This is a genomic window from Serratia quinivorans, assembly GCF_946227985.1.
Taxonomy (GTDB): Bacteria; Pseudomonadota; Gammaproteobacteria; order Enterobacterales; family Enterobacteriaceae; genus Serratia; species Serratia quinivorans_A.
On sequence record NZ_CAMKGL010000007.1, the window covers coordinates 136088 to 154835 of the forward strand.

Genomic DNA, 18748 nt, shown 5'->3' on the forward strand with positions numbered 1-18748 from the left:
CGAATGAATGCCTCATTTGCCACGCTGACTATCGGTCAGGCACCGCGCAGCGACATTATGCCGTTGCTGTCTGCTTATCTGCCTGCGGAGCAGGTGAGGCATGTCGGGTTGCTGGACGGGCTGAATGCCAGCCAGATTGACGAGCGTTATACACCGCAGGCTGGAGAGAAGGTGTTGGTTTCACGCCTGCTGGACGGCACACAGGTGAGATTGGCGGCCTCGCGGGTCGAAATGGGGTTGCAGCAGAAAATCAATGGGCTGGAAGCGGAGGGCTGTGAGGTGATCCTGCTGTTGTGCACCGGCGAGTTTGGCCAGTTGCATGCACAACAGGCGCTGTTGCTGGAGCCGGACCGCATTATTCCACCGTTGATTTCTGCCATTGTCAGCCAACATCGGGTCGGCATTGTGGTGCCGGTGGCGGAGCAAATCAGCCAGCAGGCGAGCAAATGGCAGTTGCTGGCGACGCCCCCCTGTTTTGCCGTCGCCAGCCCTTATTTGGCGGATGACGCGGTGCTGGAGTTGGCCGCATGCGAGTTACAGCGGCAGGGCGCGCAGGTGGTGGTGCTCGACTGCATTGGTTATCACCGGCAGCATCGTGATTTCCTGCAGGCGCGGCTTGAAATACCGGTGCTGTTGTCCAATGCGCTGGTGGCCAAGCTGGCCGCTGAGCTAATTGACTGATTAAAAAGCCAATAAAATCTTATATGGCGGTCTGTCGGGGGCGGCGCTGCGTGCTTTTGGGCGTGGGCCCAGAACGGCAGGCTGAAGGTCAACCGCTTGGCAGCGTTTTACTCTGCGCCACGATCGCATTTCGCGAGAAAAACCAGTGACAGATCAACCTCAATCCCCCAATATGGATTTCCCATAAAGTTGATTACGCGGGTGACAGTTATGCTGAAAGTGAACGAGTATTTTGCTGGAAAAGTGAAGTCTATCGGTTTTGATAGTAGCAGCATCGGTCTTACCAGCGTCGGTGTTATGGAAGAGGGTGAATACACCTTCAGCACTGCCCAGCCGGAAGAAATGACCGTGATTACCGGAGCGTTGAAAGTGCTGCTGCCGGGCTCGCCTGACTGGCAGGTGTTTACGCCAGGGGAGAAATTCTTCGTACCGGCCCACAGTGAGTTCAACCTGCAAGTGGCCGACGCAACCGCCTATCTGTGCCGTTATTTAAGTAAGTAACCCATAGCCTTCTTACTTGAAGCTGCAGCGTTGTTGGCTGCGTGCGCTCACCCCAGTCACTTACTTGAGTAAGCTCCTGGGGATTCCCGCACTTGCCGCCTAGCTGCAACTCCAATTAATTTGGGTATGCTATCTGTGTTGCAAAGCTACTCATGTGGAACAAAGGCGCAGCGATTTGCGCCTTTGTGTACTTAGCGCTGAGCTTCGCCACCCAGGGCTTCGATGGTGTTTTTGATTAACGCCGCCAGCTCGCTGGTCATCAGGATAAAGTCGGCGTCAAAACGCTGGGCGAAGTCGTCACGATCGATATCGTCGTTCTGCTCGCGCAGCGTATCGGCGAACTTCAAACGCTTCAGCGAACCGTCGTCTGCCAGCACCAGTTGAATGCGCTCCTGCCAGTCCACCGCCAGCTTGGTCACCAACTTGCCGGCTTCGATATGTACCGCAATCTCATCGCTGATCAGGTTCTGTTTCTTGCAACGGATCACGCCGCCGTCTTCCAAAATCGCCTTCAGCTCCGCTTCGTCCTGAATGATAAAGCCGGCCGGCAGTTCGCCGGAACGCACCCACTCGGTCAGCGTCAGTTCGATCGGGCTTTCCATGGTCAAGGGCACTACCGGCAGTGAACCCAGGCTCTTGCGCAGCAGCGCCAGAGTGTCTTCCGCGCGTTTGGCGCTGGCGGCATCAACCATAATCAGGTCGTTAACCGTGTCGATCCACATAAAAGTCTGGTTAAAGCGGCTGAAGGCGCGCGGCAACAGGCTGTGCAGCACTTCGTCTTTCAGCGCGTCTTTCTCGGTTTTCTTCAGCTTACGGTGCTGCTCACCTTCCAGGCGTTCAATTTTGGCCTGCAGCTCTTGTTTGATGACCGGCGACGGCAGGATTTTTTCTTCCTTGCGCGCGCAGATAACGATTTGGCCGTTAACCGCGTGTGTCAGTGACTCGCTGTGGGAACCCATCGGAGAAACCCAGCCGGTTTTCGCCATGTCCTGGCTGCCGCACGGGGTGAAAGCAAAAGCGCTGAGTTGTTTTTCCATTTCATCCGCGTTTAACGCCACTTCGCGGCTCAAACGGTAAACCATCAAATTCTTAAACCACAGCATAATGTTATCCCTGGCTGGGCGTGCGTCTGGCACGCTTATTCATCAAAAGCAGGGCGGCATAATAACGAATCAGGGGCGAAAAATCGCCTCATTCCCTCCGAATTGCGTCAGCGGCCGCGTTTGAGCGGCATGCCCGTTGCAGCGCCAACGCCAGTTGCCGCTGGCTGAAAGGCTTGCGCAGCAGTTCAACGTTGGGCAGTGTGTCTTCGTGGTGGCGGCGTATATCCTGACCGCTGATCAGCAGCGCGGTAATGCGCGGATTAATCTCCCGCGCCAGCCCAATCACCTGCACGCCGTCCAGTTCACCCGGCAGCATCAGATCGCTAATCAATACCCCAATATCCGGCGTCTGGCGCAACAATGCCAACGCCTCATTGCTGTCTGCGCAGTCCAGCGTCAGGTAACCGAGCTGATGCAGGTGTTCGCACAGCGTATGGCGCACGTCATTTTCATCTTCCAGCACCAACACCAGGCTGTCGGTGCCGTCGCTTTCTTCGAGCGGCAGGGGCGGTGCTTGCGTGATTGCCGGTGCCGGGGCGCGCGGCAGTTGCAGACGCACCAGAGTGCCTTTGCCCGGTGCGGTTTCAATCTGCACCCGGCCGCCTGACTGGCGGACAAAGCCGTAAACCATCGACAGCCCCAGCCCGCTGCCGCTGCCCACTGGCTTGGTGGTGAAGAAAGGTTCGAACACCTGCGCTTTCACTTCCTCCGACATGCCGCAGCCGGTGTCGATCACCTCCAGCGCCACCATGTCCTGTTTCTTGCCACCGCTGCGCACCACGCGTTGGTTGTAGATACGGATCTTGACCACGCCGCTGCGGCCTTCCATCGCATCCCGGGCGTTGACCACCAGGTTGATCAGCGCGTTTTCCAACTGATTGGCATCAACCCACGCCGGCCAGCCGGGCCGCTGAGTCTCAATGCTTAGCGACAACGTCGTGGGCAGTGAATGACGCAGCAACTCCTGCAGGTTTTCTACCAGCGTCTGTAGCGTGATGGCCTGCGGATGCAACGCCTGTTTACGCGAAAATGCCAGCAGCCGCTGGGTAAGCTGTGCACCGCGTTCGGCGGCCTTCAGCGCCCGGGCAATACGCTGTTCGGTTTGGGCGTCCTGAGTCTGTTGGGTGGTCAGTTCCAGGCTGCCGATAATCACCGCCAGCAGGTTGTTAAAATCATGCGCCAGGCCGCCGGTGAGCTGACCGACCGCCTTCATTTTCTGGCTGTGCAGCAGCGCCTCTTCCAGCGCTTTGCGCTCGGTGCGTTCCAATACCACGTTAACTACGCCGCGATTGGGCACCGGACTGAAGCGCAGCTCGACGGTGCGGCCGTCGCTCAGGCGCAGTTCCTGCGGCTGCGGCAGTTCACTGGACAGGTTGGCCAGCACCGCTTCCCAGCGCTGACCCGCCGGGGGCGTCACGTGTTGCAGCAGTTCACGGTAGTGTTGGCCCCGGTGCAACTGGTGTTCGTTTAGCCCCAGCAGCAGCGGATATTGCGGGTTCCATACCACCAGTTGGCCGTCGTTATCAAACAGGGCAAAGCCGTCGCGCATTGCCAAAAAGGTAGTTTCCAGCTGGGTGCTTTTCTCTTTCAGCAGGCGAGAAGTTTGCTCCAGCGAGGCGGTATTGCGTGCAAAGACGTTGAATGCCCGCGCCAAATCGCCCAGTTCGTCACGGCGCTGCAGTGCCGGTACGCTGACCTCACGTTCGCCGCGCGCCAGCCGCGTCATGGCACCGGCGATTGCCGTCAGGTTCGATCCCAGATTACGGTAGATATACCACCCGGCGAAGCCGGTAATCACCAGCGCCAGCAGCGCGAACAGGCCGATAAACCAGCTGATGGAGCTGAGCTCGCGATGGGTTTGATGGGTGCGCAGCTCCGACTCGTCCGCCACCTTCTGTACGTAGAGATTGATGTCGTCATTGAGCATCGCCACCAACGCCTTGATATGGTAGGTATAATAGGCCAGGGCCAGATCGCTTTGCTCCAGCTCCAGCGTTTCGGGCAGCAGGCGCTGCTCGCTGTCGCGAAACTGCCGCATTTTCTCGTCGACCAGGGCATCCGGGCTGTGCTGCGGCCAGTAGGCCATCACGCTGTCGAGTTGCTGGGCGGCGGCCTTGGGCGTCGGGGTTTGAATGGCGATTGCCAGCAGCCGGTCGATCTGGCTCAGCAGCGGCAGCGAGGGCGGGTTCAGATTGTTACGCTGGTTGAGGTCGGCAATATGCCGCAGCGTGCTCTGCGCCTGATACAGCCCACTGAGCAGGATATTGCGTTGCAGATGCCGTGCGTGACCGAGATCCAGCATGCGGGTCACGCTGGTTTCCAACGCGTTGCTGCGGCTGATGATGCGTTGAACCAGCTCCGGCTCGCTATGCGCTAGCGGAGCGGCCGCCAGTCGGCCCAGAGAGGCCTGCAGCGCCAGCTGGGTTTGCTTCAGCCGGGCTGACTCGCTCTGATATTCCAGCGCCCCCACCACCTGCGATAGCCGAATGGCGGCGGTCGCCACATTTGAGGTATCCCGGCTCAGCGCCATGCTGCCGTTCATCTCATTTAGCGTTTGCGCCTGAACTTGTTCCTGCAGCTTGCCCGCATGGTTAAAGCCGACGATCGCCACGCCGCTGACCATCAGCGTCACCGCCACCACCAACAGGTTGAACATCAGCAGGCGCCCACGTGCACCGGCAAGGAAAGGCAGTCTGCGCATTGGATCCCCCGTAACTGACTGTCCGCATTATAAATCCTCGTCCCATTAACAATATGACAAAGATGAACGAGCGCTGACATTTTGCATTTATTTATGCGTGGTTTACTGCACTCAATCCGAACCGCAACCCGAGGTATGACGATGAGCGCGACCCCGATTCTGGAAATGCACAACATCGCCAAGAGTTTTGGTCAGTTTTACGCGCTGAAGGGCGTCAACCTGACGGTTTATCGCGGTGAGATCCACGCGTTGATGGGTGAGAACGGCGCGGGTAAAAGCACCTTAATGAAAATATTGGCCGGCGCTTATATCGCCAGCAGCGGGGAAATTTTTATCGATGGGCAGCCGTTTGCCATTAAAGGGCCAAAAGATGCCCTGGCAGCGGGTATCACGCTGATTTACCAGGAAATGAATTTGGCACCGAATCTGACGGTGGCGGAGAACATTTTTCTGGGCAGCGAGATCCAGCGCGGCGGCCTGGTGAAGCGCCAGCAGATGTTGCTGGAAGCACAGAAAGTCATCGATCGTTTGGGCGCGCAGTTCAGCGCCGGCGATCGGGTAATGAAATTAACCATTGCCGAACAGCAGCAGGTGGAAATCGCCCGCGCGTTGCACCGCAACAGCCGCATCCTGGTGATGGACGAACCGACGGCGGCGCTCTCTTCGCGTGAGACGCATCGGCTGTTTGAATTGATCAAACGTCTGCGCGATGAGGGGATGGCGATCATTTACATCAGCCACCGTATGGCGGAGGTCTACGAGCTGTCGGATCGCGTTAGCGTGCTGCGCGACGGCCAGTACGTCGGCAGCCTGATGCGCGACAAACTGTCTGCCAGCGAGTTGGTGCGCATGATGGTGGGCCGCCCACTGAGCGATTTGTTCAACAAGGAACAGGGTATTGCGGTGGGCGAACCGCGCCTGACGCTGCATGGCCTGACCGACGGCAAGAAAGTAAAACCGGTCAGCCTGCAGGTGCGTGCCGGTGAGATCGTCGGCCTTGCCGGGCTGGTGGGCGCCGGCCGTTCCGAGCTGGCGCAGCTGATTTTCGGCGTGCGCAAGTCCAGCGGTGGTACGGTGGAAATTGACGGTAAACCGGTCAATATCCATTCACCGCGTGACGCTATTGCGCTGGGCATTGGTTTTCTCACCGAAAACCGCAAAGAGCAGGGCCTGTTTCTCGATCTGGCAGCGCATGAAAATATCGTTATGGCGACGCTGGAACGTGACGGCCGTTATGGCCTGCTGAATCGGCGTAAGGCGCAGCGTATTTCCAGCGACGCCATCGGCCTGCTGAATATCCGCGTGCCGCATGCTCAGGTACGGGCCGGCGGGCTGTCCGGCGGCAACCAACAAAAGCTGCTGATCTCACGCTGGGTGGCGATCGGCCCGCGCATTCTGATCCTCGATGAACCGACACGCGGCGTTGACGTGGGCGCCAAAAGCGAAATTTACCGCATTATGAGCCAGATGGCGCAGCAGGGAGTGGCGATCCTGATGATCTCCAGTGAACTGCCCGAGGTGGTTGGCATGAGTGACCGGGTTTATGTGATGCACGAAGGCAGTATTGCCGGGGAATTGAGCGGCGCAGAGATCAGCCAGGAGAGCATCATGACGCTGGCCACCGGCGTCGAACCCGTCCTGGAGGCGGCCAGCCATGAATAATTCTATCCCTACGCTCAAGGAGCCTGTCATGACTTCGAACCCGCTGCCACCGGCCGCAAAAAATCCCACGCTGAAACGGGCATTATTGGGCGATATGATGCAAACCGTCGGCATCTTGCCGATCTTGATCCTGATCGTCGCCGTTTTCGGCTTTGTCGCACCCAATTTCTTTACCGACGCCAACCTGCTGAATATTGCCCGGCAGGCGTCGATTAACATTGTGCTGGCGGCGGGTATGACCTTCATCATCCTGACCGGCGGTATCGATCTTTCTGTCGGCTCGATGCTGGGTACCACGGCGGTGGTGGCGATGGCGGTTTCACTGATGCCGGGCCTGTCCGGGCTGTCGATCCCGCTGGCGCTGCTGGCCGGTTTGGGCATGGGGCTGTTTAACGGTTTTCTGGTGGCCTACGCCGGTTTGCCACCCTTTATTGTCACGCTGGGGACCTATACCGCACTGCGCGGCGCGGCTTATCTGCTGGCCGACGGCACCACCATCATCAATTCCGATATCAGTTTTGAATGGATCGGCAACTCTTATCTGGGGCCGATCCCCTGGCTGGTGATTATCGCCTTTGCCGTAATTGCACTGTGCTGGTTCATTCTGCGCCGAACTACGCTGGGGGTTCATATCTACGCCGTGGGCGGCAACATGCAGGCGGCACGCCTGACCGGGATCAAAGTTGGCGCGGTGCTGCTGTTCGTCTACGGCATGAGCGGCTTGCTGTCAGGGCTGGGGGGGATAATGAGTGCCTCACGGCTGTACAGCGCCAACGGCAACCTCGGCATGGGCTATGAGCTGGATGCGATTGCCGCGGTGATCCTCGGCGGCACCAGCTTTGTCGGCGGCATTGGCACCATTACCGGCACGCTGGTGGGGGCGCTGATTATCGCCACCCTGAACAACGGCATGACGCTGATGGGCGTCTCTTATTTCTGGCAGTTGGTGATCAAGGGGGCGGTGATCATCATAGCTGTGCTGATAGATAAGTACCGCACCCGCAATTACCAGCACTAGCTTACCCGTCGTCTTTCAAGCCGCAGCGTTGTTACCTGCACTAGCCCACCCCAGTTACTTAACTTTAGTAAGCGCCTGGGGATGAACTAGCTGGGCGCCTAGCTGCAACTTGAAATTCATAGGGTAAGGTTGAGTGATAAAGAAAGGTTGGCGCCCACCGGGGCAGGTTTTTCGTAGATCGGAAAATAATGAGGAAAACACTATGCGTTTCAAGCCATTGATTACCGCTTTGCTGGTTACTGCCGCGCTCGGCAGTGCCTCGTTGGTGCAGGCAAAAGAGTTGAAATCGATTGGGGTGACGGTGGGCGATTTGGCCAACCCGTTCTTTGTCCAGATCACCAAGGGTGCAGAAATGAAGGCGCGTGAGTTGGCCGGCGATAAGGTCAACGTGACGCTGGTGTCGAGTGGTTACGATCTTGGCCAACAGGTGGCGCAGATCGATAACTTTATCGCCGCCAAGGTCGATATGATCATCCTGAACGCCGCAGATTCCAAGGGTATCGGCCCGGCGGTAAAACGCGCCAAGGATGCCGGTATCGTGGTGGTGGCGGTTGACGTGGCGGCCGAAGGTGCCGATGCCACCATCACCTCGGATAACACCCAGGCCGGTGCCATGGCCTGTAAATACATCAGCGACCGCCTGAAAGAGAAAGGCAACGTGGTGATCATCAACGGGCCACCGGTGTCTGCGGTACAAAACCGGGTCGAAGGCTGCATGACCGAACTGAAGAAACACCCGGAGATCAAGCTGCTGTCCTATAACCAAAACGCCAAGGGCAGCCGTGAAGGTGGGCTGGAGGTCATGACCGCGCTGTTGGCGGCCAATCCGAAGATCGACGGCGTATTTGCAATTAACGATCCTACGGCGATCGGCGCCGATCTGGCCGCCAAACAGGCGCAGCGCAGCGAGTTCTTTATCGTAGGCGTGGATGGATCGCCGGACGGTGAAGAGGCGCTTAAGCGCGGCGGAAAATCGCTGTTTGTCGCGACGCCGGCGCAGGATCCTCAGGTGATGGCGGCCAAGGCGGTCGAGATCGGTTATGACATTCTGCAGGGTAAACCTGCGCCAACCGCTCCGGTGCTGATCCCGGTAACCATGATCGATAAAAACAATATCGGCAGCTACAAAGGCTGGACGGTGAAATAACCTGTTATCAGCGGGGCCTGCCAGATTGGGCCCCTCATTTCGTTATCGCTTCCGGAGGCACCATGAACCGTTCCGCCGTGAACCAAATCCTGCAGCAAACCCAGCACTTTTTTGCCCGTTTCGACGTCCAGCTGCCGCCCTTTGCCCATTTTAGCCCTGCGGTCTGGCAGCAGCTCGAAAGTCAGTCGTGGCAGGAGGTGTTTGACCTGAAACTGGGTTGGGACGTCACGGCGTTCGGCGATGATGATTTCGCCCACAAGGGGCTAACGCTGTTTACCCTGCGCAACGGTTCACCCGGCGGTAAACCTTATGCCAAAGGCTATGCGGAGAAAATCATGCATTGCCGCGAAGCTCAGGTGACGCCGATGCATTTCCACTGGCGTAAGCGGGAAGACATTATCAACCGTGGTGGCGGCAACCTGATTGTAGAACTGCACAACGCAGACCCTCGGGAAGGGCTGGCCGAAACCGCCGTGACCGTAACGCTGGATGGCTGCCGACAGACTCACGCCGCCGGTTCGCGTTTGCGCCTGGCGCCGGGAGAAAGCATCTGTCTCACGCCGGGTATCTATCACAGTTTCTGGGGCGAAGAGGGCTTCGGAGACGTTTTGGTAGGGGAAGTCTCGACGGTAAACGATGACGATAACGACAACCGTTTTCTGCAGCCGCTCAGCCGCTATAGCCAGATTGAAGAGGACCAGCCGCCGCAGTGGTTGCTGTGTCACGAATACTTGCGCTTTATCGCTTAAGGAGAACCAGCATGGCATTGATTTCATTGGCGCAGGGGTTAGCGCAGGCTCGTCAACACGGCTATGCGCTGGGCGCATTCAACGTGCTCGACAGCCACTTCCTGCGTGCGTTGTTCGCTGCGGCGCAGGCGGCGCGATCGCCGTTTATTATCAATATTGCCGAAGTGCACTTTAAGTACGTCTCGCTGGAGTCCCTGGTGGCGGCGATTAAAAGTGAAGTGGCGCAGCACGATATTCCGGTGGTGTTGAATCTGGATCATGGTCTGCATTTCGAGGCGGTGGTGCAGGCGTTGCGGCTGGGATTCAGCTCGGTGATGTTCGACGGTTCCGGCCTGAGCTACGAAGAGAACGTGCGTCAGACGCAGGAGGTGGTACGCATGTGCCATGCGGTCGGCGTATCGGTTGAGGCTGAGCTGGGTGCGGTCGGCGGTGACGAAGGCGGCGCGCTGTACGGCGAGGCCGACAGCAATAAATTTACCGACCCGCAGCGGGCGCGCGAATTTGTCGAATTAACCGGCATTGATGCGCTGGCGGTGGCGATTGGCAATGCGCACGGCAAATATAAAGGTGAGCCGAAGCTCGATTTTGAACGGCTGGCGGCTATCCAGCAGCAGGCGGGGATCCCGCTGGTGCTGCACGGCGGTTCCGGTATCAGCGATGCCGATTTCAAACGCGCGATCGGCCTGGGCATTCACAAAATCAATTTCTATACCGGCATGTCGCAGGCGGCACTGGGGGCGGTTGAACAGCGCATCACGCAGCGCCACGCGATTTACGATGAATTTGCCGAAGTGCTGCTGGCGGTGGAGCAGTCGATCAGCGAAGTGGTGCAACAGCAAATGCATATTTTCGGCAGCGCCGGGCGGTTGTGATGACCCGGCGTGGCATTGTTTCGGCCGGCAACATGCTGGTGGATCACGTGCATCAAATTGCGCACTGGCCGCAGCCGGGCTGGCTGGTTGAGATTGAACACAGCCAGCGCGCTACCGGTGGCGCACCGCTCAATGTGCTGCTGACGCTGGCACGCATGGAGACCGGGTTACCGCTGGCGGCGCTCGGGTTGATTGGCTGCGACGCCGACGGTGACTATATCCTGCAGATGCTGGCGCAGCACCGGGTCGACAGTGGCCTGGTCAGACGTAGCGAAGCGGCGATGACCGCCATGTCGCAGGTGATGACCGAGCCGGGCGGCCAACGGACGTTTTTTCACGCGCCGGGGGCCAACCGGCAGTTGGATCTGGCCGATTTCGATGAACTGCACAGCGAGCATAAAATTTTCCATCTGGGGTATCTGCTACTGCTCGACAGTCTGGATCGCCCGGACGAAGAGTTTGGCACCCGCAGCGCCCGCTTGTTGGCGCAAATGCAGCATCGTGGTTATCAAACTTCATTGGATTTGGTGTCGCGCCAGGGCGATCCACGCTATCGGCCGCTGGTGCTGCCGGCGCTGCGCTGGCTGGATTATCTGGTGATTAACGAGCTGGAGGCCGGTGAGTTTACCGGGCTGGCATTGCGTGCGGCCAATGGTACGGTGCAACCGCAGTTGATGGCCGAGGCCGCAAAACAGCTATTGCTGGCCGGCGTGCGGCGGCGAGTGGTGATCCACTGCCCGGAAGGTGCATATGGACTGGAGCAAGGCGGTGAAGCGCGCTGGCAACCGTCGTGGCAGGTCGGCGAAACGGAGATCGTCGGCAGCGTCGGTGCCGGGGATGCCTTCTGCGCCGGGGTGCTGTATGCCAGCCATGAAAGTTGGCCTTTGGCAGAGACGCTGCAATTGGCGCATGCCTGTGCGCGGTTCAATCTCCTGTGCGCCAACGCGATCGATGGCGCACGCCCCTTGTCGGAACTGCAGGATTATATCAGGCGGCAGCTACCGGCTGGCTGACGTCAGCGGCGAAAACATAGCCCAGCCCGCGAATGGTGCGGATCAACTCGGGCTGATGGGGGTTGATCTCGATCTTGCGTCGCAGACGCATGATCAGCACGTCGATAGTGCGATCGAATACCTCCAGGGTTTCGCTGTGGGTCAGTTCAAGCAGGCGATCGCGGGTCAGTACTTTGCGCGCGTGCTGTACCAGCGCCAGTAACAGGCCGTATTCGCCCTGGGTCAGATCGACCGGTTGTCGCTGCGGGTTGTGTAAGGTGCAGCGAACAGTATCCAGGCACCAGCCGTTGAACTGCCAGCCTTCGGGTTTGTTCCGGCCGGCGGTGGCCGGCTCCAGCGCCAGCGCACCGGTACGGCGTAACACCGCCTTGGCGCGGGCGACCACCACGCGTGGATTAAAGGGTTTGGCAATGTAGTCGTCGGCCCCCATTTCCAGACCGACCACCACGTCGGACTCGGAGCCCAGGCCGGTCAACATCACGACCGGCAGATCCGGGCGCAAACGGTGGATCTGCTGCAACACCAGCAGACCGTTGGTGTCCGGCAGGATCAGATCAAGCAGCACCAGAGCAATATCCGGCTGCTGGTTGAGTAGCGTCAGCGCCTCACTGCCCCGGTGGCAGGCATGCACGGTAAACACGTGCTCATTGAGGACGTCGCAGAGCAGGTCACAAATGGCAGGATCGTCGTCGACGATCAATACGGCAGGTTTCATCGCTGCTCTCCGGATTTTAGGATGCGGAAAATGTTATCAACAAGTTAACTGCAGTGTACCCGATGACTAATTAATAAGCGGTAGCCGGTGTGAGTCTGATGCGGAAATTGCCATCACCGTCACACTCGGCGCTGATTGAGTGATCCCGGCAACTGAATATATTAGGCTGTGGCAACGTTGTTGTGCATTGAGGAGAAAAATCGTGCGCATTGGTATCGACCTGGGTGGCACCAAAATTGAAGTGATCGCGTTGGCCAACGATGGGCAGGAACTGTTCCGCCATCGCATCGCTACGCCGCGTCATGACTATCAGCAAACGCTGGATGCGATCACCGGTCTGGTGAAATTGGCAGAAGAAAATACCGGCCAGCAAGGCTCGGTCGGCGTCGGCATTCCCGGCACGCTGTCGCCCTATACCGGGCTGGTCAAAAACGCCAACTCGGTTTGGCTCAACGGCCAACCGCTGGATAAAGACCTCTCAGCGATGCTGGCCCGTGAAGTGCGTATTGCCAACGATGCCAACTGCCTGGCAGTGTCGGAAGCCACCGATGGCGCTGCGGCCGGCAAGCAAACCGTGTTTGCGGTGATTATTGGTACCGGTTGTGGCGCCGGAGTGGCGATCAACGGCCAGGCGCACTCGGGGGGGAACGGCATCTCTGGCGAGTGGGGCCATAACCCGCTGCCGTGGCTGGATGATGACGAGCTGCGTTTTCGGGCAGAGGTTCCCTGTTACTGCGGTAAGCAGGGGTGTATTGAAACCTTTATCTCCGGTACCGGCTTTGCCACCGACTATGCTCGCCTGAGCGGTAATCCGCTAAAAGGTCATGAAATCATGACGTTGGTGGCACAGGGCGACACTCTGGCAGAGCAGGCCATCAGCCGTTACGAGCTGCGGCTGGCGAAATCGCTGGCGCACGTGATCAATATTTTTGATCCGGACGTCGTAGTGCTGGGCGGGGGGATGAGCAACGTGGATCGTCTGTATCAGCACGTACCGCAGTTGGTGAAATCCTGGGTGTTCGGTGGCGAATGCGAAACCCCGATCCGCAAGGCGGTTCACGGCGACTCCAGCGGGGTGCGCGGCGCGGCCTGGCTGTGGCCGCAACTTTAATTACCGTTGCAAAAAAGCGCGGGCCTGCTCGCGCTTTAATCAATTTTCTGTACAAAAACTGGACTCCCCTCTATGCTTTAGCTAACTTAGCTAAGGAGATCGCGTATGCCTATTCAGGCCAATATGCACGAAGCCAAATCCAACCTGAGCCAACTGGCGGATAAAGCCGCACAGGGAGAGACCGTGATTATAGCGAAAGCAGGGAAGCCTTATGTTCAGCTGATGGCCATCAAGGGGCAAACCCGCAAGCCGGGTGCTGCCAGGGGCCAATTCACCGTACCGGACAATTTTAATGATGGCGATGCAGACATCACCGCGCTGTTTGAGGGCGACGAGTGAAACGTCTGCTGCTGGATACCCATGCGCTGTTGTGGTGGCTGATAGACGATCCCAGCCTGGGGGAGAACGCCAGAAGGCAGATCGCCGATCCCGGCAACGTGGTGTATGTCAGCGCGGCCAGCATTTGGGAGATTTCGATTAAGCGTGCGCTGGGCAAGCTGACGCTGCCGGAGGACATTTTTGAGGTGATTGAGGCCGAAGATTTTCTGTCTTTGCCGATGGCAGCCTTTCACGGTCAGCAGGCGGGCCAGTTGCCGCCGCATCATCAGGATCCTTTTGATCGCATGCTGATCGCTCAGGCGCAGGCCGAAGGGCTGACGTTAGTTTCCGCCGACGCCGCTTTTCCGCAGTATGGCATCCGGGTGTTTGACGCCCGGCGCTAAAGCGGGTTAACCCTGGGGTTCACTAGGCACCGGCTCCCTTTCGCCGGTGCTACTACCCGCTTTCTCAGTCAGAGCAGGGTTATTCCAGCCGGAACTGTGGTTCCAGCCGGCTGATGCCAAGCCCGTTGACCTTTTTCACCTTAATTTGTACCGGGATCCGTTCTTTCATGGCTTCCACGTGGCTGATCACGCCAATGGTTTTCCCGGAGGCGTTCAGGCTGTCGAGCGCATCCAGCGCGGTATCCAAAGTTTCCGCATCCAGCGTGCCAAAGCCTTCGTCGAGGAACAGCGAGTCGATACTGGTCTTGTGGCTGACCAAATCGGACAGCGCCAGTGCCAGCGCCAGGCTCACCAGGAAGCTTTCACCGCCGGACAGGGTGCGGGTATCGCGCAACGCGTCCGCCTGCCAGGTATCCACCACCTGCAGTTCCAGCGCGTCGCTGGTTTTACGTTGCAACAAATAGCGCCCGTGCAGCCGCCCCAACTGGTTATTGGCCAGATACACCAGGTGATCGAGCGTCAGCCCCTGAGCAAACTTACGGAATTTGTCGCCCTCTTTGGAGCCAATGAGCTGATTGAGATAGCTCCAGTCGTCGTACTGGCTCTGACTCTGGCTGATTTGCTCAAACAGCGACTGCTGATTGATGCGGCGGGCAGTATCGCTTTCTAATTGATTGCGTACTTCGCCCTGGCGTAGCTGCAAGGTTTTTAACTGCTGCGCCAGCGTTGCCATACTCTGGTTCAGGGCCTGGGGATCGGCCTGCTCCTCATCCAGCCCTTCGGGACGCTGCTGCAAATGCTGCTTCAGGCTGTCTGTGGCCTGGGCCAGCAGGGCGCTGGCTTCAACCTGGCGTTGTTGCAGCTGTTCTTTGCGCTGTTGCAGCTGTCGGCGCTGGTCGTCATCCAACAGCGCGGCGCTGAAGCCGGCTTCGTCGCTGAATTCACTGGCGGCCAACGCCTGTTGCCACGTTTGCTCCGCCTGTTGCAGCCGCTCGGTCTGTTGCAGTTGTTGCTGTTGTAACCCGGCCAACTGGCCACTTAGCCGATCCCGTTGCTCTTGTGCCTTCTGCCATTGCTCGGCCGCTTGCCGGCTGGCTTGCTCGCAGGCCGTCTGCCGGGCGCGTAACTGTTCACGTACCTGGGTGATTTGCTGTTCACCAAACAGGGCTAGCCGCTGCGAACGTTGCTCGCCAAGGGCCTGTTCGCCATCCTGCCACTGTTGCTGCAGCCGCTGCTGTTGCAACTGGGCCTCTGCGTGGTTTTTCTCCAGCAGGATGTAACGCTCGTCCAGCCGCGCTTTCTCTTGTTGCGCCTGCTGCTGTTGCGTTTGCAGTGCGGCCAATTGGTCTTTGGCCTGCTGCACGGCGTGCGATGCCTGTTCGTGTTGCAGCAGGGCGGCCTGACCCTGACGTTCTTCGTTGTCGCAGGCGTTCAGCCACTGGCTCAGGCGGTCGGCGTCTTGCAGGGTAAAGTCAAATGCCAGCGGTGTACTGAGGGTTTGCCACTGCTGCAGGTGAGTAGCCAGCTGTTGCTCGTCTTGCGTGATGAGCTGTTGTTGGCGCTGTTGCTGTTCTTTCAGGCTTTCGCAACGGGTGCGCAGTTCGGTGCCCTGAGTATACAAAGCTTCGGTTGTGGCGCGCATCTGGGCCAGGCGCAATGCGGTTTCAGAAGGTTTTACCGCCTGATACTGCTCAATGGCCGGGTGGTTGCAGGAGCCGCACAGCGGACAGGGTTCACCGGTTTGCAGGCGGGCGCGCTCGGCTTCCAGGCTGACAATGCGTTGTTCCAGCTCGAGGGCTTTTTCCACGTCTGTCTGGTGGGCTTTTTGCTGCTTATACTGTTGCCGCGTCTCTTCGAGCTGTTTTTCATGTTCGCCGAGTTGCGTCTGGCGGGCGGCAAACTCCCTGCGCTGCTGCGCCAGACGTTCGCTGACCTGGTTAAACAGCGAAGACAGGGTAAATAACTGCTGGCGTACCGGGCGTAGCTCGGTCAGCTCGGTTTGACGCTGGCGCAGTGCCATCAGGGGCGAGTGGGTTTCCAGCGTATTTTGTTGTTGCTGTTGCGCCGTCAGCGCGGCGGTGAGGCCGTTAAGTTTTTCCTGATGCTGCCCGGCCTGTGCGGTCAACTGGGTTCGCTGAACCTCGAGTTGTTCCAGCGCTGTTTTTTGCTGGGCATACTGCTGTGTGGCGCTATCGCACGCCAGTTGCAGCTCGGCCTGCGTTTTCTGTAACTGGGCAATCTGGTTATCGAGCGGGACGACTTGCTCGTCAATCAGCTGCTGTTGCGCCTGCTGGTGTTCAACATGTGTCTGCAGTTGCGCACGGGCTTGATCCACCGCCTGTTGCAACGGCGCCATCTGGGCTAACTGTTGCTCCTGCTGTTGTGTTAATTGGCTTATCTGCTGTTGTAGCGTCTGTTGATCGTTGCGGCAGCGGTTACGTTCGTTAAGCAAGGGCCGCAGTTTTTCTGCCGGTTCGCTGCGCGCCAACAGCTGCAGTTGCGGTTCGGCCGCCGCCTGTTCCTGCTGTGCCGCGTTCAGTTGACGTTGGTATTCCTGTTGTTTTTGTTGTGTTTGTTGCCACTGTTGTAACCAGTTCAGCGCCTGCTGCTGCTGGCGGGCCTGTTCGCCAAGGGTATTTTCCTGGGTTCCCAGCTCAATTAATTGGTTTTCAAGCTGCTGACGCTGTTCGTCATTGAGCAGTTCAATGCCGCTGGCGCGTTGATGCAGCGCATCCAAATCGGTCTTGGCCTGCTTATGCTGTTCGAAAACCCGCTCGGAAAGCTGGCCGTAGATCTCGGTGCCGGTCAGCTCTTCCAGCAGTTCGGCGCGGTCATTGGCATCGGCATTGAGGAAGGCGGCGAACTGCCCCTGGGATAACATCATCGATTTTGTGAAGCGGCCGAAGTCCAGCCCGGTGATCGCGGCGGTCATATCCAGCTTGTCGCGCACCTTGTCCGCCAGAATTTTTCCGTCCTCACGCAATGCCAGCTCGACTTTTGGGGCCTGCAGGTTACCGTCCGGAGCATTTTTGGCACGGCGCTGGCTCCAGAAGGCGCGGTAGCCGACCCCTTTAACTTCAAATTCGACCTCAGCCAGCGATTCGGCGGTGTGGCGCGTCATCAGTTCGTTCTGGCTCGGCGTGACGTTTAGGCGCGGCGTCTGGTGGTACAGCGCCAGACAGATGGCGTCCAGCAGGGTGGTTTTTCCCGCGCCGGTAGGCCCGGTGATGGCGAATAACCCATTACTGGCAAAAGGCTCGGCGGTAAAGTCGATTTTCCATTCACCCTGCAGTGAGTTGAGGTTTTTTAATCTCAGGCTGAGGATTTTCATTAGCTCGGCTCCTGGTCGTTGTGCCGCACGGACTCGACTACCTGCTGGAACATTTGGCCCATTCGTTGCCGACGTTCTTCGGCCATTTCAGGCTCCTGTGCCAGCCGCCGTTCGAACACCTCGTTGACGCTCAGTTCGTTGAGCGTTTCCTTGTCCTGCTGTTCAACGGCCTGGCGCCGCTGTTCTTTGCTGCGGCGCAGCAGCACCACTTCTACCGGCAGTTGATCGGCCAGCAACTGGATACGGCGCTGAATGTCGCTAAGGTAGTCCTGCGTTGCCACTTCAATGTCTAACCACACCGGTAGTTCACCCTGATATTCGCCGAACTGCTGCAATTGTTGCTCGATCTGCGCCAAATCACCCTTGATAAGCTGCATCGGTTGAAAGCTGGGGATCTCCAGCGCAGTGACCTGTTGCAGAGCGCCCGCGCTGAAATCCACCATAAACACGCTTTTGGCTTTGCCCAACTCGTCAAAACTGAGTGGGATTGGCGAGCCGCTGTAGCGAATATGTTCGGATTTGGCGACGTTCTGCGCGCGGTGAATATGTCCCAACGCGATGTAGTCGGCGGGTGGGAAGGCCTGCGCCGGGAAGGCGTCCAGCGTGCCAATGTAGATATCGCGCACCGAATCGGAGGTGGTGACACCCACGGTGGTCAGATGGCCGGTGGCAATAATCGGCAGTGGCAAGCCCAGGGAATCACGACGCGTACAGGCCGCCTGATATAGCCTTTGATAATGGTCGGCGATAGCCTCTTGCAGCGCCTGCTGTTTTTGCACCCCGGACTCGCCGGCGCGGCTGATGAGCAGATCGCGTGGGCGCAGGAAAGGGATGGCGCAAAGTACCGCACCCGGCTGACCGTCGCGCTGATTCAACACCAAAATTTGTTGTTCGGTTTCGCTCTGCGCGTTGGCAATCACGGTGGTATTCAGGCAGGAAAGCAATTCACGCGATTCATTCAAAGTGGCCACGGAGTCATGGTTGCCACCCAGTACCACCAACTGGCAGCCGGTGCGTTGCAGTTCCACCACGAAACGGTTATACAGCTCGCGGGCATAACTTGGCGGCGAGCCGGTATCGAACAGATCCCCGGCGACGATCAGCGCATCCACCTGCTGTTGTTCGATTTGCTCAATCAGCCAGCGCAGAAAAGCCTGATGTTCGGCGGCGCGGCTTTTGGTGAAAAAATACTGGCCAAGATGCCAGTCAGAGGTGTGGATCAGGCGCATGACACTCCCGGGGCGATAGGGTAATGGCTGGGATTATAAAGGGAATATGATGTTTCTGTATTATTAGAAATAATCGCTATGCTTACTGCCTATAACAGCCTTCTTTTTTCATGGCTATTTATTTCATAAATCTGTCACAAAACTGACGCATAATGGCGCCCGCAATCAACTGTGATCGCTAACACATTGGCAG

At 58.3% G+C, this 18748-nt stretch carries 16 protein-coding genes; 11 read left to right on the forward strand and 5 right to left on the reverse strand.

Annotated features, from left to right (window positions below; all coding sequences use genetic code 11):
- Positions 1-3 precede the first annotated feature (3 nt).
- Positions 4-681 carry an AroM family protein gene (locus OCH02_RS17805; protein WP_261432350.1) on the forward strand — a complete coding sequence of 226 codons (678 nt, stop codon included), beginning with the start codon at positions 4-6 and terminating at the stop codon, positions 679-681.
- Positions 682-891: 210 nt separating this feature from the next.
- Positions 892-1182, forward strand: a complete 291-nt coding sequence (gene ppnP, locus OCH02_RS17810; protein WP_037426875.1) for a pyrimidine/purine nucleoside phosphorylase — start codon at positions 892-894, stop codon at positions 1180-1182.
- Between the two features lie 191 nt (positions 1183-1373).
- Here the strand turns inward: ppnP and rdgC are convergent, their stop codons facing one another.
- Both rdgC and OCH02_RS17820 read right to left on the reverse strand, forming a co-directional pair.
- On the reverse strand, positions 1374-2285 hold the full coding sequence (rdgC, locus tag OCH02_RS17815; protein ID WP_012005468.1) for a recombination-associated protein RdgC: 912 nt from the start codon (positions 2283-2285) through the stop codon (positions 1374-1376).
- An 88-nt stretch (positions 2286-2373) separates the two neighbouring features.
- Positions 2374-4986, reverse strand: coding sequence for an ATP-binding protein (locus tag OCH02_RS17820; RefSeq protein ID WP_261432351.1), 2613 nt, complete (start codon positions 4984-4986; stop codon positions 2374-2376).
- Between the two features lie 141 nt (positions 4987-5127).
- Here OCH02_RS17820 and OCH02_RS17825 point away from each other — a divergent pair, with 141 nt between their 5' ends.
- From OCH02_RS17825 to OCH02_RS17850, 6 genes are all read left to right on the forward strand, one after another.
- Entirely contained in the window at positions 5128-6648 is a 1521-nt protein-coding gene (locus OCH02_RS17825) for a sugar ABC transporter ATP-binding protein (RefSeq protein WP_261432352.1), read from the forward strand.
- Between the two features lie 28 nt (positions 6649-6676).
- Positions 6677-7666 (forward strand): ABC transporter permease subunit, encoded by a 990-nt coding sequence (locus tag OCH02_RS17830; RefSeq protein WP_174353344.1) that lies wholly within the window; start codon positions 6677-6679, stop codon positions 7664-7666.
- A 202-nt stretch (positions 7667-7868) separates the two neighbouring features.
- On the forward strand, positions 7869-8813 hold the full coding sequence (locus OCH02_RS17835; RefSeq protein WP_135315348.1) for an ABC transporter substrate-binding protein: 945 nt from the start codon (positions 7869-7871) through the stop codon (positions 8811-8813).
- A gap of 62 nt (positions 8814-8875) precedes the next feature.
- A complete protein-coding gene (locus OCH02_RS17840; RefSeq protein WP_261432353.1) occupies positions 8876-9562 on the forward strand; it encodes a D-lyxose/D-mannose family sugar isomerase in 687 nt (228 codons plus the stop codon).
- Positions 9563-9573: 11 nt separating this feature from the next.
- On the forward strand, positions 9574-10434 hold the full coding sequence (locus OCH02_RS17845) for a ketose 1,6-bisphosphate aldolase (protein ID WP_012005474.1): 861 nt from the start codon (positions 9574-9576) through the stop codon (positions 10432-10434).
- A complete protein-coding gene (locus tag OCH02_RS17850) occupies positions 10431-11447 on the forward strand; it encodes a carbohydrate kinase family protein (RefSeq protein WP_261432354.1) in 1017 nt (338 codons plus the stop codon). The genes OCH02_RS17845 and OCH02_RS17850 overlap by 4 nt, the downstream gene beginning before the upstream one ends.
- Here OCH02_RS17850 and OCH02_RS17855 read toward each other — a convergent pair.
- A complete protein-coding gene (locus OCH02_RS17855; RefSeq protein WP_261432355.1) occupies positions 11422-12162 on the reverse strand; it encodes a response regulator in 741 nt (246 codons plus the stop codon). The genes OCH02_RS17850 and OCH02_RS17855 overlap by 26 nt on opposite strands.
- Before the next feature lie 202 nt (positions 12163-12364).
- On the opposite strand from OCH02_RS17855, the gene mak reads away from it, so the two are divergent.
- The 3 genes from mak to OCH02_RS17870 all read left to right on the forward strand — a co-directional run bounded on the left by mak (position 12365) and on the right by OCH02_RS17870 (position 13995).
- A complete protein-coding gene (mak, locus tag OCH02_RS17860; protein ID WP_261432356.1) occupies positions 12365-13273 on the forward strand; it encodes a fructokinase in 909 nt (302 codons plus the stop codon).
- 105 nt (positions 13274-13378) lie between these two features.
- Entirely contained in the window at positions 13379-13612 is a 234-nt protein-coding gene (locus OCH02_RS17865; protein WP_261432357.1) for a type II toxin-antitoxin system Phd/YefM family antitoxin, read from the forward strand.
- Positions 13609-13995: a type II toxin-antitoxin system VapC family toxin gene (locus OCH02_RS17870; RefSeq protein ID WP_261432358.1), complete on the forward strand. Its 387-nt coding sequence runs from the start codon at positions 13609-13611 to the stop codon at positions 13993-13995. Before OCH02_RS17865 ends, OCH02_RS17870 begins: the two co-directional genes overlap by 4 nt.
- A gap of 79 nt (positions 13996-14074) precedes the next feature.
- Here OCH02_RS17870 and sbcC read toward each other — a convergent pair whose 3' ends face one another.
- Together sbcC and sbcD are read right to left on the reverse strand one after the other, a co-directional pair.
- On the reverse strand, positions 14075-17326 hold the full coding sequence (gene sbcC, locus OCH02_RS17875; RefSeq protein ID WP_261432359.1) for an exonuclease subunit SbcC: 3252 nt from the start codon (positions 17324-17326) through the stop codon (positions 14075-14077).
- The gene (sbcD, locus tag OCH02_RS17880; protein WP_261432360.1) at positions 17326-18555 is read right to left on the reverse strand and encodes an exonuclease subunit SbcD; all 1230 of its coding nucleotides are present in this window, start codon (positions 18553-18555) and stop codon (positions 17326-17328) included. The genes sbcC and sbcD overlap by 1 nt, the downstream gene beginning before the upstream one ends.
- Positions 18556-18748 lie beyond the last annotated feature (193 nt).